Raw genomic sequence first — 14,410 nt, 5'->3', positions numbered from 1 at the left:
AGTGGCGCGTTTTTAGCGCAGCGCGGTCGGCGTAAGCCGACCGGATAAATTTTGAGCGCTGCTCAAAATTTAGACATCCCTCCTCTTCAACCCACACCCCCATCACGTTCAATCCCAACCCAACATCCCAAACATGTACATCACCCTCCAAAGATGTCAAAAAATGTCGTTTTTGGAGGGTGGTGTACACGTTTGTATATGACACACGCCGTGCATGAGTCGGCTTACTCGCATTCGGTATATTTCCCCACCTCAACGGACATAAGAGTTGGGTATCGACTCAGAGCGAGAGGTCCCCAATGGATACCCCTGTTCTCATTTCGCATAAAACTGCATGGCTCGTCCATCACGCGCCGCAAGGCCGGGTTCAAGCGGTCGCGCAACACGACTACCAGATAGGCGCAAGAGGTCTCTCCACCCAGCAACGCATCGCGCGCATACGACAGGCCCTCACCGACTGCGGCATTCCGCCCGATATGTTCAAGACTATCGATATCTCCGTAGTGTTTGCTTTCGAGCGAATTCGCACCAACGGCGTCACTTGCCATGTTCTCGGCCAAAGCCTACCCTATGGCCATATTGACGAGCTTACGCCCGGCATCTTTATCACCGACGAAGCCTTCACCTTCGTGCTCGCCGCCGAGTGGATGGATAGAATCGAATACCTCGAGTATGGCTACGAAGTTTGCGGCGACTATCGCATGGGCCTTAATCCCTCTGACCCTTATACCGAGCAACCAGCAACCACCTCCAAGGACGAAATTGTCGAACTGCTCGATCAACACCCTGGCAAACCCGGTGCCACACGCGCGCGACTCGCGCTCAGACATGTCTACGACCACTCGGTCTCGCCTATGGAGGCTGCATCGGCAATCGCACTTTCACTTCCAACAAGCGAAGGCGGCGTTGGCATTCGAGGCATCGAGCTCAACCGACCGCTCGAGATCCCTCAACGTCTTTGGCATTGCACCAAAGCCCGAACACTCAAAATCGATGCCCTCATTACCTATAAGCGCAGAGAGCTCGGCATCGAATATAAGGGTGGCTTTCACGACGAGACTGGCCGTAAGGGAGCAGATGCGGAACGCGAAGCTGTGCTCGCCCAAATGGGTTATCGCATTGTCACACTCACCTCAGCGCAATTTGCCAGTCAACTCGCTTTTCACCGTGCCATGAACAATATCCGCGAAGCACTCGGTATGCCCCGCTGCACGGATGCCGAGCATCAGCGAAAGCAAAACGAACTGCGAAAGGCACTTATCCGCAACTGGAAGGGCACGAAGGACATAGAGACGCCCTCCGAGTAACGTCACCCGCTCGGCGCGCGCCAAAACATGTACACCATCCTTCAAAAACGACATTTTTCGACATCTTTGGAGGCTGATGTACATGTTTGGGACCTATGGCCGCGCCCAGTCCCTACCGTTTGCCGAGCAATGGGGTCGCAATCGCCGCCAACCATGTACTATGTACGGGCATTGTCTAAACTCGCAATCAGAAGGATTCCATCTTGCCCGTCGTCGCCGCTATGACCGTTACCTCACATGCCTCGGATGCCATGGTCGCTATCCCCTTTTGGCTCGAGATGTTCGCTGTTGTCGCGGCATCGATCTCGGGCGTGCTGGTCGCGCGCGAGCATAAGCTCGACCTGGTGGGCGCGGTCGCACTCGCCGTGGTCTGTGGCCTGGGCGGCGGTCTATTACGCGACATGACACTGCAAGTGGGCAACGTCTACATCCTCAACCAGCCGATGGCACTACCACTTTCCATTGCCACGGCGGCCATCATCTACATCTTCCCGGCAATCGTCGATAAACCCGAGAAACTCATTCCCCTGCTCGACATCATCTCGGTCGGCATCTACGCCGCCACCGGAGCGGACAAGGCACTGGTCTACGGCTTTGCGCCGGCCGTATGCATCATGATGGGCTTTTTCACCGCGGTGGGTGGCGGCATGTTGCGCGACGGCTTTATGGGCGTGGTTCCGGGCATTTTCCAACGCACCAACTTTTATGCCATCGCGGCCATCGCCGGATCGGCAAGCTATGTAAGCCTCGTTATGAGTGGCTTGGTCAGCAATGTCGCCGCGCTAGTCGTATGCGTTGTCGTGACCATGGGTCTGCGCTGGCTCTCGCTGCGCTTTGACATCAAAAGTCCCACCGAGGACGACATCGCACGTTTTTTGCATCGCAAAAAGTAGACAGCACGGCACAGCCCTCCGAAATGCAACCGAGAGGTTCTTTTAGAGCACCCGCGCGTTGGGTACCCTGTTAGATACATGTCGAGTATCTAACGAAGGATTCACTATGCCTTGCAACCTAGCACCGTCGTCGCGGCGCCGTAAAGCGCGTGGCCGCATCACCCTCCTATTCGCACTGATTGTGCTTGCGCTGACCGTACTTCCCACGGCTTCGTTCGCCGGCACAGACACCGCCGGCAACGTACTCACGACCGACGAAGGCTCCACCCCGTCCGGGGTCGAAGGCGACCTGTACTGGGCCGGTCAGAGCCTCAACCTGGACGACACCTCCATCGGCCGCGATATCATCGCGGCGGGCGAGACCCTCTCGATTCGCGACTGCACCGTGGGTGGCGCCGTTCGTCTTGCGGCACGCACCATCGACATCGCCAAAACCACGATCGATGGCAGTGTTACAGTGGCCGGGCAGCACGTTGTACTCAACGCCGACAGCACCGCCAGCTGTTTCTATGCGATAGGCGAGACGGTTGCCCTGCGCGGTTCTACCAAGTCGGCAGTGCTCGCGGGCGACACCGTGACCATCGATGGCACCGTCGATGGCGATGTTGAGGTCTGGGCCGACAAGCTCATCCTGGGCAAAAACGCCTGCATCACCGGCACGGTGAGCGCCCACGTCTCACAGGATCCCGAGCGGGCAGAGGGTGCCCGGGTCGGAGCCCTCAAGATCGACCGAACCGAAAACGAGAACACCTCTACGGTTAACGACACCATCGGCGGCATCGTCGCCGCAGCGCTCTCGACCTGCCTTATCGCCCTGTTGCTCGAGCTCGTCTTTCCGCGTGCGACCGCCAGCGCCGCCGGAATGCTCCACCAACGTCCCACGCCCCTGTGGGTGAGCGGTCTTTTGGGCACGATTGCTATCGTCCCCACCGTCCTACTGCTGATTATCTCTATCGCCGGCCTGTCGCTTGCCGGAACCCTCATGTGCGCCGTGATCGGCATCGCGCTGGTCTCCACCGCTTTTGCTGGCTGCGCGATCGCCCGCATGGTCGGACACAACCAGAACCGCTATGCCATGGCAGCCGTCGGCGGTGTGGCCGCAGGCGTCCTCACAGGACTCCCCCTCATCGGCGACTTCATCAGCGGCGTGGCCTTCGTCTTCACGCTCGGCTACGTCATCCAGATCATCTGGCGCAACGCCCACCTCAAGCCGCAGCAGCCGGCTAACACGCCAGGACTCCCCACCGCCTAACCACCAATCACCGCAAAGGGGACAGGCACCTTTGTGGTTGTGAAGGCCTTCTCAATCCCCGTGCACCAAAAAGGGCGCCGACCATTGCGGTCGACGCCCTTTCTTATTGGCAGTTATAAGCCCCAGCGCTTATTTGTTGACCTGGCCGGCGCGAACGGCAGCCTTCTTGCGGTCGGTGGCGTTGAGCAGACGCTTGCGCAGGCGGATGTTCTTGGGAGTGATCTCGACCAGCTCGTCGTCGGCGATGTACTCCAGCGCCTCCTCCAGCGAGAAGGTGCGGGGCGGCACCAGCTGGACGGAGATATCGGAGGTCGAGGAACGCTGGTTGCCCAGGTTCTTGGTGCGGGCGATGTTGACGACCATGTCGCCAGCCTTGCTGCGCTCGCCCACGATCATGCCTTCGTAGCACTCGGTACCCGGCTCAACAAACAGCTGACCGCGCTCCTGCAGCGTGCCCAGAGCGTAGGCAACGGCCTTCTCGGTGGTCATGGAGATCATGGCGCCGTTCTGGCGGTTGCCGATCTCGCCAGCGTAGGGGCCATACTCCAGGAAGGTGTGGTAGAACACGCCCTCGCCGTGGGTGACGTTCATGATGCGGTTCTTAAGACCCATGATGCCGCGCGTCGGGATCTTGAACTCAAGATGGGTCACGATGCCCGAGGTGTCCATGCTCGTCATGATGCCACCGGAGGTACCGAAGACCTCGACGACCTTGCCCGAGTACTCGTCCGGGCACTCGACAACAGCCTGCTCGACGGGCTCCAGCTTGTTACCGTTCTCGTCCTTCTTAAACAGAACGCGGGGACGGCCGACCTGGAACTCAAAGCCCTCGCGGCGCATGGACTCCATCAGGACGGACAGGTGCAGAATGCCGCGGCCAGAGACCTCGACGCCGCTCTTGTCCTCGAGCTCCTCGATCTTCATGGTCACGTTGTTCTCGGCCTCGTTGAACAGGCGCTCCTTGAGCTGACGGGCGCCCACAATGTCGCCATCACGGCCGACGAGCGGGGAGGTCGAAGCCTCAAAGACGATGGACAGGGTCGGCGGGTCGATCTCGATGGGCTCGAGCTCGACGGGATTCTCGGGGTCGGTGTAAACATCGCCGATATCGGTGCGGTCAATACCCACGACAGCAGCGATATCGCCGGCACCGACTTCCTGGCACTCGGTGCGGCCCAGGTAGTCGAAGGTAAAGAGCTGCTTGACGGTAGCGGTAGCGCTGGAGCCGTCGTTCTTGACGACCAGAATCTGGTCACCCTGGTGAATGGTACCGGAGTACACGCGACCGATACCGATGCGGCCAACGAAGTTGGAGTGGTCGATGGTCACACACTGCATGGCCAGGGGCGCGGTCTCGTCAACCTCGGGCGCGGGCATGTCGTCGATGATCATATCGAGCAGCGGGTACATGTCCATGTTGCCGTCCTCGGGATCATGGCGGGCAAAGCCGTTGACGCCGCTGGCGTAGATGACGTGCTCCATGGCAAACTCGAGCTGATCGTCGGTAGCGCCCAGGTCGGCCATAAGGTCCAGGCAGTCGTTGTAGGCCTTCTCGGGGTTGGCGCCCGGACGATCGATCTTGTTGATAACGATCATGATCTTAAGGCCGGTGTCGATAGCGTGACGCAGCACGAAGCGGGTCTGGGGCATGGGGCCCTCAAAAGCGTCGACCAGCAGCAGGGCGCCGTCGGCCATACGCAGCACGCGCTCGACCTCGCCGCCAAAGTCGGCGTGCCCCGGGGTGTCGATGACGTTGATCTTGACATCCTTGTACTCGATAGAGATGTTCTTGGCGAGAATCGTAATGCCGCGCTCGCGCTCCTGGTCGTTGGAATCCAGGACACGGTCCTCGACCTGCTGGTTGGCACGGAAGGCGTCCGTGGCACGCAGGAGCTTGTCGACCATCGTCGTCTTGCCGTGGTCGACGTGGGCGATGATGGCGATGTTCCTCAGATTGTCTACGCGCATGTAGTTCCCCTATCTTCTATCCATATACAAACGGCACGCGTATGCGGCCCGCCCAGCGACACAACGCTCAGCGGGAATATTGAGCCTTTTACCGAAAACTCGTTTATTTTAGCGATTTTAGATGAGAGGGGTTTCCTCACCTGCAGGTTCAGGGTCGCTCCACATAAAACCATCGCCGGCACCCATGCCCTCATACAGCACGTATGCCGAAAAACCGCTCTCGAGCGTGGTTTCGAAGAAGCTCACGAGCAGGGCGTCGTGATAGCCGCCGTCAATTTCGACACAACCGGTGTAGCCGATGGCATAGCGGGCGATGCGGCCCAGGCCCTCGTCCTTAAGACCCATCTTGTGCTCGGAGATAAAGTTGGTGGCCGCCTCGAGGCACGCCTCCTCGCCATCCTCATCGAGCGCCGCCAGATAACGGTTGGAAGCAGCGTCCTCGATCGCCACAACTACACCCGGATTCTCGCCGGCGGCAAGGTCGTCCAAGAACGCACCAATCAGGTCACACACCATGGCGTCGAGCTCGGCGGAGACGTTACCGGCGTCCTGCATATCCTGTGCCATCTTTAGACCTTCCCATCGAGTCTGGCGTCGTTACAGTTCTTGTGCCTCGGCAGCGATCTTGGCGGCAGCGTCGCGGGCGCGCATCATATCCATCGCGCGCTTGTCGAGCACCTTGATCTGGTTGGTCAGCATTACTGCATCGACCACACCCCAGATTACCAAGCCTGTTGAAATCGAAAACCCAAGCGCACCAACTGTACCACGAAGGCGCGAGCAGATTGCCGCGACAAGGGCGGAGACGACAACCATCTTGATAAACGAGCCGCGGCGCTCGCGAAGCGTGCGGGCCTGCGTCACATAGGCAATGCGTGCCGCCTCAGAAGCCTCCGAGCGCATCTGGGCCTCGCGCGCAATGGCCGCCGCCTCAGCCGACATACCGCCGGCCATCAGCGAACACTCCGCAACTCTGCCGCCCCGCATTTAGAAGTCATCGGGGGAGAGCGTATGGACGAACTCGTCGAACTTCTCGAACTCCTGCTCGTCGTCGACATCCTCGGCGTGGGTGGAAACAGTGCCCAGGCGATTCATGATGTCGTCCTCCACAAACATGGGGGCATTGCTGCGCACGGCAAGGGCAATGGCATCACTGGGGCGGGCGTCGATCTTGCGTTCCTCGCCATCGGCCAGTACGACGATCGTCGCGTAGAACACCGGCGACTCGGCGCGAACGATCTCGATGCGCTCGAGTTTGGCGCCCAGGGCGTCAACGGTATCGAGCAGCAGGTCATGGGTAATCGGGCGCTCGGCGCGGCCGCTATCGATGCCGCGGCTGATGGCAGCAGCTTCAAACGAACCAGTCTGAATGGAAAGGGAACGCAGCGGCGCGGGCGAGTCCGATTTGCTGCTGCGCTCACGAAGCACGATAAGCGATGGCACGGGACCGGCGGCCATGACGATGGTCTCTATGTCGACACGAACCATGGAACACCTCCGGTACGTAGCGGTTAACACGCGGCAGCCCGCCGCATTGAATAGCTATACTACCCAAACTTTCGCACAGCACACAAAATCAAAGTAGTTAATTTGGGACGGGGCTTTTTGACTACTTTCAGTAGGTAAGAAAAAAGCCCCGAGGCAACGCCCCGGGGCTCTTCACAGTTTTGATGGTGGACCTGACAAGATTCGAACTTGTGACCTCCCGGTTATCAGCCGGACGCTCTAACCAACTGAGCTACAGGTCCATCATGGTGGAGGTTAGGGGGATCGAACCCCTGACCTCAGGCTTGCAAAGCCCGCGCTCTCCCAGCTGAGCTAAACCCCCACGGAGACAGTAATAAACACCCCAGCGGCGACTCGGCTCTCGCTGGGGTGTTTATTGCGAAAGAAAGTGGTGGACCTGACAAGATTCGAACTTGTGACCTCCCGGTTATCAGCCGGACGCTCTAACCAACTGAGCTACAGGTCCATCGCGCAAGGGATATATTAGACGAGTCGTTACGCGCGCGTCAACAACTTTTTTGAAAATCTTTGAGAGGGGTGGTCGCCGGGCTGACGAGATGGTTTTGGTTTGCTGCTCGGACAGTCCTGCGCAAGACGAAGGCCACATTAAGTGGCCTTCTTTGCGTGCGGAACTCGCGACAAACCAAAACCATCTCGTCAGCCCGGCGACCATGGGGTCCCAAGGTTTTCAAAAAAGCGGTCGGCGCGCAGGTGCGCCGACCGCCGATATATGGGGTCTGATATTTTCTATCAGCTAGGGCCTCTTACTCGTCGAGGAGATCTTCTGGCATGTCGTTGCCGTCGCCTAGATCGACAGGGGTTTCTTCGGGGGCAGAGCCGTCTTCTGTGGCTTCGGCTTCGGGCTTCTCCTTGGCGGCTGTCATGCGGGCTACCGCGCATACGCGGTCGTTGTCGTCGACGGTCATCATCTTGACGCCCTGGGTAGCGCGGCCGGTCTGGCTGATCTCGTCGGTCTTGACGCGAATGACCGTCGCGCCCTCCGTCACGATGAACAGCTCGTGCTGCGGGCCCACCGTCTTCATGGCCGCGAGGTTGCCCTTACGCTCGGTCATTTGGATGGTGTAGACGCCCTGGCCGCCGCGATTCTGCTCCGGGTAGTCCGCGACCGGCGTGCGCTTGCCGTAGCCGCGCTCGGTGATGACGAACAGATCGCCGTTGCCGTTAGTGACTTCCATGCCCAGAACGCTCACGCCGTCCTTCATACCGATACCGCGAACGCCGCTGGTATCGCGGCCGGTGGCGCGCACCTGTTCCTCGGAGAACATGATCGCCTTGCCCGCGGTGGTGGCCAGGATAATCTTGTCGCCCTCGCGCACGCGGCGCACGTTCAGCAGCGCGTCGTCGTCACGCAGGTTGATAGCGATCAGGCCGTCGCGACGGCTGCGGTCATACGCGCTCATCACGGTCTTCTTGACCATGCCGCTCTTGGTGGCAAACATCAGATACTCGTCGGCAGGGAACTCGCGGCAGCTGATGACGCTCGCGATCTTCTCGCCCTCCTCGAAGGGCAGCAGGTTGACGATCGCGGTACCGCGTGCCTGGCGCGTACCCACCGGCAGCTCGTGCACCTTCAGGCGATAGACCTTGCCCTTGTTCGAGAAGAACAGCACGTACTCGTGCGTGGACGCGATGAACATCTCGTCGATGACATCGTCCTCTTTGAGGTTGACGCCCGACACGCCCTTGCCGCCGCGCTTCTGGGCGCGGTAGGCGGCAACCGGGATGCGCTTGACATAGCCGGTGTGGGTGATGGTCACGACCATGTCCTCGTCGGCGATGAGGTCCTCAACATCCAGGTCCTTCTCGACATGGCTAATCTCGGTGCGGCGCTTATCGCCAAACTTCCTGGAGATCTCGCGCATCTCTTCCTTGATGACGCCCAGAATCTTCTCCTCGTGCGCCAACAGGTCCTCGTAGTAGGCGATGGCGCGGCGCAGGCCGTCCAGCTCTTCCTGAATCTTGTCGCGCTCCAGGCCGGTCAGGCGGCGCAGCTTCATCTCGAGGATGGCCGTGGTCTGCTCGGGCGTAAAGCCAAAGCGCTCGATCAGGCGGCTGCTGGCCTCAGAATCGGTCTGCGAGGAGCGAATGATGCTAATGACCTCGTCGATATGGTCGAGAGCCATCAAGTAGCCCTCAAGGATATGCGCGCGGGCCTGGGCCTTCTTAAGGTCGAAGCGGGTGCGGCGAGTGACGACGTCGACCTGGTGGTCGATGTAGTGCTGCAGCATCTCGCGCAGGCTCAGGCATTTGGGAACGCCGTTGACAAGCGCCAGGTTGTTGGCGCCAAAGGTCGTCTGCAGCGAGGTGTACTTATACAGGTTGTTGAGCACGACCTGCGGAATGACGCCCTTCTTGAGTTCGATGACCAGACGGATACCCTTCTGGTTGGACTCATCGCGCATATCCGAGATGCCCTCGATGCGCTTGTCGTTGACGAGCTGGGCGATCTTCTCCTGCAGGGTGCCTTTGTTGACCATGTAGGGAATCTCGGTAAAGACCAGGCGGCTGCGGCCGGTCTTGGTGGACTCCACGTGAGCCTTGGCGCGCACGGTAATGGAGCCGCGGCCGGTCTCGTAGCTCTGCTTAATACCGGCACTGCCCATGATGATGGCGCCGGTGGGGAAGTCCGGACCGGGCATGATCTGCATGAGCTCGTCGACAGTGGCGTCGGGATTATCGATCAGGTAGCAGGTTGCCTCGATCGCCTCGGTGAGGTTATGCGGGGCGATATTGGTGGCCATGCCGACGGCGATGCCCTGGCTGCCGTTGACCAGCAGGTTGGGGAAGCGCGCGGGCAGCGCCACGGGCTCGGCGAGCGATTCGTCGTAGTTGGGCTGCCAGTCGACGGTATCCTTCTGCAGGTCACGCAGCAGCTCCATGGCGGGCTTTGCCAGGCGGCTCTCGGTGTAACGCATGGCCGCCGCGCCGTCGCCGTCGATGTTGCCGAAGTTGCCGTGGCCGTCGATGAGCGGCGTGCGCATGGAGAACCACTGCGCCAGGCGAACCATTGCCTCGTAGACCGCGGAGTCACCATGCGGGTGATACTTACCGATAACTTCGCCGACCGTCCAGGCCGACTTCTTGTGTGGACGGTTGGGGTAGATGCCGCTCTCGTTCATCGCGTACAGGATGCGGCGGTGCACCGGCTTTAAGCCGTCGCGCACGTCCGGCAGGGCGCGCGCCGTAATGACCGACATCGAATACTCGATAAATGACTGCTTCATCTCGCGGCCAAACTCCGAAATCTGGAGCTGGCCGCCGTTGATATCCTCGCCGGCCGAGGCGCCACGGTCGACTTCGCCAAAGCTCTCCTCGAGCTCACCGTCGTCGTCCTCTTCCTCATCATCATCGGCATCGGGGTTATAGGCGTCCGGATCGCCGTCCTCGCCCTGCTCAGCACGGGCGAGCAGGCGCTTCAAATCGTCGGGCATGCCGGCATCGCCGGCCTCGCCCATACCCTCGTTATTGCTGATATCGTCTGCCACGTTACCTCCTCATGGTTTGCGTGGTCCATTAGTTCCCTGCCACGGAGACGAATTACCGGGAACACCGGATAACCCTCCTAGGTTTTCCAGGTGCCCCAGGTTGCCCTGAAGGATGAGGGCGCGCGCCTTGCGTGCGGCGCCCGAAATCCTGAAGGGCAAGATGGGGTGCCTGGGAAACCTAGGCGTCTAAGAAGCGCGCATCGTGCGCGTGTTTTTCAATGTACTCGCGGCGATAGCCGACCTCGGAACCCATCAGCTCGCGCACGGCGCGGTCTGCCACCACGGCATCCTCGATCGACACGCGCTGCAGGATGCGGGTCTTGGGATCCATCGTCGTCGAGGCGAGCTGCTTGGGGTCCATCTCGCCCAGACCCTTGTAGCGCTGGACGGTATAGCCCTTGCGCTTCTTGGTGATCTTGCCATCCTTGGCCTTGCCGTCTTCGTCGTTATCGTCGGGGTTCAGGCCCAGACTCTGGATGGTGTCGCGCAGGATCTCGTCTTCGGGCTGGCGGCCGTTGGGATACACGTAGTGGATCTTGTTGCGCACCTTAATGCCAAAGATGGGCGGACAGGCAACATAGACGTAGCCGGCATCGATCAGCGGACGCATGTACTTGTAGAAGAACGTCAGCAGCAGGATGCGGATGTGCGCACCGTCGACGTCTGCATCGGTCATGATGATGATCTTGTGGTAGCGCGCCTTGGTGATATCGAAGTCGCCGCCGTCGCCGGCACTCGTCGTGACGCCGCAGCCGATCGCGGTAATCAGCGACTGGATGGTGTCACTCGAGAACGCGCGATGGTCACCAACGCGTTCGACGTTCAGAATCTTGCCGCGCAGGGGCAGAATCGCCTGAATGTCTCGGCGACGGCCGTCCTTGGCCGAACCGCCTGCCGAGTCGCCCTCTACGATGAAGAGCTCGGTCAGCTCGGCATCGCGCACCGAGCAGTCAGCGAGCTTACCGGGCAGGGACGCCGTCTCGAGCAGGCTCTTGCGGCGGGTCGCCTCGCGCGCCTTGCGGGCGGCATTGCGCGCCTTGCAGGCCTGTTGCGCCTTCTTGACGATCTCGCGGGCAGGCTTGGGATGCTCCTCCAAGTAATCGGCAAGGCCGTCGGTCACGATCTTGAGCGTGAGCGCGCGCATATAGGAGCTGCCGAGCTTGGCCTTGGTCTGGCCCTCAAACTGCGGATCGGGCAGCTTGACCGAGATAACGGCCGAAAGGCCCTCGCGCACATCGTCGCCGGTCAGATTGGCGTCTTTTTCCTTGAGCAGGTTCTGCTTGCGCGCGTAGTCGTTGATCACGCGGGTGAGCGCGGTGCGAAAGCCCTCAAGGTGCATGCCGCCCTCGGGAGTGTAGATGTCGTTGGCAAACGACATGACGTTCTCGCCGTAGCCGCTGTTCCACTGCAGGGAAACCTCGACCTCGCCCATCTTGGCCACGGGCGCATCCGGGTCCGATTTGCCCTCGATGTAGATGGGCTCCTTAAAGGCCTCGGGGACGTCCTTACCCTCGTTGAGGAACTTGACGAAGTCGATGATGCCGCCCTCGTAGCAAAACTCCTCCACGTGGGGAGTCGCCTCGCGCTCGTCGGTCAGCACGATTTTGAGGTTCTTATTGAGGAACGCCGTCTCCTGCAGACGGTTGTGCAGCGTATCGAAATCGTAGATGCAGGTCTCGAAGATCTCGTCGTCGGGCCAGAAGGTGACGGTGGTGCCCGTCGAATCCGAGGTGCCCACGACCTCCATCTTCTTGACGGTCTTGCCGCGCGAGAACTCCATCTCGTAGGTGTTGCCATCGCGACGAACCTGAACGACCACGCGCTTGGACAGCGCGTTGACGACGGAGATGCCCACGCCGTGCAGGCCGCCCGAGACCTTATAGGCCGAGTTATCGAACTTACCGCCGGCGTGCAAGATCGTCATGACGACCTCGAGCGTCGGGATCTTTTTAACAGGGTGCTCGTCGACGGGGATGCCGCGCCCGTTGTCGACGACCGTGATGGAGTTGTCGGCGTGGACCGTCACCTGGATCTCGGTGCAGAAACCGGCCATGGCCTCGTCGACGGAGTTGTCAACGATCTCCCACACCAGGTGATGCAGACCGCTGGCGCTCGTCGAGCCGATATACATGCCCGGGCGCTTACGAACGGCCTCGAGACCTTCGAGAATCTTAATCTCGCCGCCATCGTAATCGTTTTCGTTTGCCACACGTCCTCCTTCAGTCAAGAAAATGTGTACAGCCTTACTAGTTTATCGTAAAAAAATACCCTCGGGAACGAGGGTATTTGGCTCTACAAGGCCACCAGATGCGATTTAAGGCTCTTTTTTGCTTTGCACGCCCTTGGCCCACTCGGCGCTGGCTCTCATGGCATTCTCGAGGGCCTCGCGCAGTTTTTGGTCTTCGATGGGCGCCACCTGGCGCTCGATCTCGGTGCGCTCGGCCTCACTTAGGTCGGCGTGCGGGGCCGGCGGGCGCTCGGTCGGCACCGGGCGCAGGCGTTTCTTGGCGGCGGGCGGCGTGTGACCGGGCGCGGTGGTTTTGAACGCCAGGCCGTCCACATGCGCGCCGGCGCGCTCCATGCGCGCGCGGATGATCTCGCGCAACAGCGTCATTTCCTGCGTCCACGAGGGCGAGTCGAGATACACCAGCAGCTCATTGGACTCGGGCAGGTAGCGCAGTCCCGTCACATGCCGTCCCTCGCGCGTGCCCGAGCACACCGCGTTCCATGCGCGATAGACCGTACGCGACTCCTCGGCGGCCTCCATCTGCGCACGGCGCTTAGGCGTTGCAGCCGCCAGGATGCGCTGGCGCTCTGCGTTCAAAAATCCGCTGAAGGCGACTGTCTCGCTCTCTCGCTCGTAATTAGCACGTCTCACCCATGCTCACCACCTTGGCTCGATCAAGCAGGTCATCGGTAAAGTACCCCAGGTTGGTCGTAGTTATGACCGTCTGGATATCATCGCCGATCAGCCGCAGGAAAGCGCCGCGACGCTCGCCGTCGAGCTCGCTCATCACGTCGTCCAGAAGCAGCAGTGGGGCGGTGCCCAGGACATCGCGAGCCACGGCAACCTCGGCCACCTTCCAGGACAGCACCAACGTTCGCTGCTGTCCTTGGCTGGCAAATGAACGGGCGGAGCGACCCGCCACGGTAAATTCAATCTCGTCGCGATGCGGTCCCACCAACGTCACGCCGCGGCGAATTTCCTCGTCGGCATGCTCGTCAAGGGCGGCCAGCATGCGCTCGTACGCCCAACCCTTCAGCTCTTCGCGATCCTCGACCTGGGGCAAAGCCCCCAGCGTGGACGCATAGGTCACGTTGGCGGCCTCACCTGACGCTACTTGCCCGTAGGCAGTGTGCACATGGCCCGCCAGCCGGTCGAGCAGGGCCAACCGGTGCACGAGCAGGGCCGAGCCCGCGCGGGCAATCGATTCGTTCCACGCGCCGAGCATCTCGCGGCAGCACCAGGTCTCCTTGAGCAGGGCGTTACGCTGGGTCACGCAGCGCCCATAGGTGTTCGCAAGATCGGCATAGCGTGCGCTCAGTTGCATGCCAAAGTCATCGAGGGCGGCGCGGCGCACACTGGCGCCCCGCTTAACCATGTCCAGATGGTCGGGGCAAAACAGCACGCTCGGCAGAACCCCGCGCACACCGGCGGCAGAGCATCTCTTGCCGTTGCGGCTAAACGAGCGCTTACCGTCCTCCGCGCTCAGTCCCATATCAAGCACGCGGCCGTCGCCCTCGAGTCTCAGCTCGACCTTGCACGAGCCCACGCCGTCATGGACGAGCTCAGCTGCGGTCGGATGCCTAAACGAGGCGCCGCTCGTCAGCAGCTGCAGCGCCTCTATGAGATTGGTCTTTCCCGCCGCGTTGGGTCCCGCAAGTATCGTCACGCCCTCGTCCAGGGCAAGGCGATAGCTATCGAAGCTGCGGTAGTGCGCAACGGAAAGATCGCGGGCGAATATGGTCATGGCGCAG

At 60.7% G+C, this 14,410-nt stretch carries 11 protein-coding genes and 3 tRNA genes; 3 read left to right on the top strand and 11 right to left on the bottom strand.

Annotated features, from left to right (window positions below; all coding sequences use genetic code 11):
* Positions 1-299: 299 nt before the first annotated feature.
* From DW943_RS08195 to DW943_RS08185, 3 genes are all read left to right on the top strand, one after another.
* Positions 300-1,307 carry a hypothetical protein gene (locus DW943_RS08195; protein WP_117862726.1) on the top strand — a complete coding sequence of 336 codons (1,008 nt, stop codon included), beginning with the start codon at positions 300-302 and terminating at the stop codon, positions 1,305-1,307.
* Between the two features lie 203 nt (positions 1,308-1,510).
* Complete coding sequence (locus DW943_RS08190; RefSeq protein ID WP_233502688.1) at positions 1,511-2,200, top strand: trimeric intracellular cation channel family protein; 690 nt, start codon at positions 1,511-1,513, stop codon at positions 2,198-2,200.
* A 106-nt stretch (positions 2,201-2,306) separates the two neighbouring features.
* Complete coding sequence (locus tag DW943_RS08185) at positions 2,307-3,452, top strand: polymer-forming cytoskeletal protein (protein WP_117862725.1); 1,146 nt, start codon at positions 2,307-2,309, stop codon at positions 3,450-3,452.
* A 129-nt stretch (positions 3,453-3,581) separates the two neighbouring features.
* On the opposite strand, the gene typA is transcribed toward DW943_RS08185, so the two are convergent.
* The 11 genes from typA to DW943_RS08130 all read right to left on the bottom strand — a co-directional run bounded on the left by typA (position 3,582) and on the right by DW943_RS08130 (position 14,403).
* A complete protein-coding gene (typA, locus tag DW943_RS08180) occupies positions 3,582-5,420 on the bottom strand; it encodes a translational GTPase TypA (RefSeq protein WP_117640652.1) in 1,839 nt (612 codons plus the stop codon).
* A 117-nt stretch (positions 5,421-5,537) separates the two neighbouring features.
* Positions 5,538-5,987, bottom strand: a complete 450-nt coding sequence (locus DW943_RS08175; protein WP_089572580.1) for a hypothetical protein — start codon at positions 5,985-5,987, stop codon at positions 5,538-5,540.
* 30 nt (positions 5,988-6,017) lie between these two features.
* Positions 6,018-6,374 (bottom strand): hypothetical protein, encoded by a 357-nt coding sequence (locus DW943_RS08170; protein WP_117735835.1) that lies wholly within the window; start codon positions 6,372-6,374, stop codon positions 6,018-6,020.
* A gap of 33 nt (positions 6,375-6,407) precedes the next feature.
* A complete protein-coding gene (locus DW943_RS08165) occupies positions 6,408-6,908 on the bottom strand; it encodes a bifunctional nuclease family protein (protein ID WP_117862724.1) in 501 nt (166 codons plus the stop codon).
* 183 nt (positions 6,909-7,091) lie between these two features.
* A tRNA-Ile gene (locus tag DW943_RS08160) sits at positions 7,092-7,168 on the bottom strand.
* Between the two features lie 4 nt (positions 7,169-7,172).
* Positions 7,173-7,248, bottom strand: a tRNA-Ala gene (locus DW943_RS08155).
* Between the two features lie 67 nt (positions 7,249-7,315).
* Positions 7,316-7,392: transfer RNA gene (locus DW943_RS08150), tRNA-Ile, on the bottom strand.
* Between the two features lie 298 nt (positions 7,393-7,690).
* Complete coding sequence (gene gyrA, locus DW943_RS08145; RefSeq protein ID WP_199572852.1) at positions 7,691-10,402, bottom strand: DNA gyrase subunit A; 2,712 nt, start codon at positions 10,400-10,402, stop codon at positions 7,691-7,693.
* A gap of 208 nt (positions 10,403-10,610) precedes the next feature.
* Positions 10,611-12,641 (bottom strand): DNA topoisomerase (ATP-hydrolyzing) subunit B, encoded by a 2,031-nt coding sequence (gene gyrB / locus DW943_RS08140; protein ID WP_117769723.1) that lies wholly within the window; start codon positions 12,639-12,641, stop codon positions 10,611-10,613.
* A gap of 105 nt (positions 12,642-12,746) precedes the next feature.
* A complete protein-coding gene (locus tag DW943_RS08135; RefSeq protein ID WP_117862723.1) occupies positions 12,747-13,310 on the bottom strand; it encodes a DciA family protein in 564 nt (187 codons plus the stop codon).
* On the bottom strand, positions 13,297-14,403 hold the full coding sequence (locus DW943_RS08130; RefSeq protein ID WP_117862722.1) for a DNA replication/repair protein RecF: 1,107 nt from the start codon (positions 14,401-14,403) through the stop codon (positions 13,297-13,299). Before DW943_RS08130 ends, DW943_RS08135 begins: the two co-directional genes overlap by 14 nt.
* Positions 14,404-14,410 lie beyond the last annotated feature (7 nt).

This window comes from Collinsella sp. AM44-11, assembly GCF_003467145.1.
Taxonomy (GTDB): domain Bacteria; phylum Actinomycetota; class Coriobacteriia; order Coriobacteriales; family Coriobacteriaceae; genus Collinsella.
This window is presented reverse-complemented; position numbering and strand designations above follow the sequence as displayed.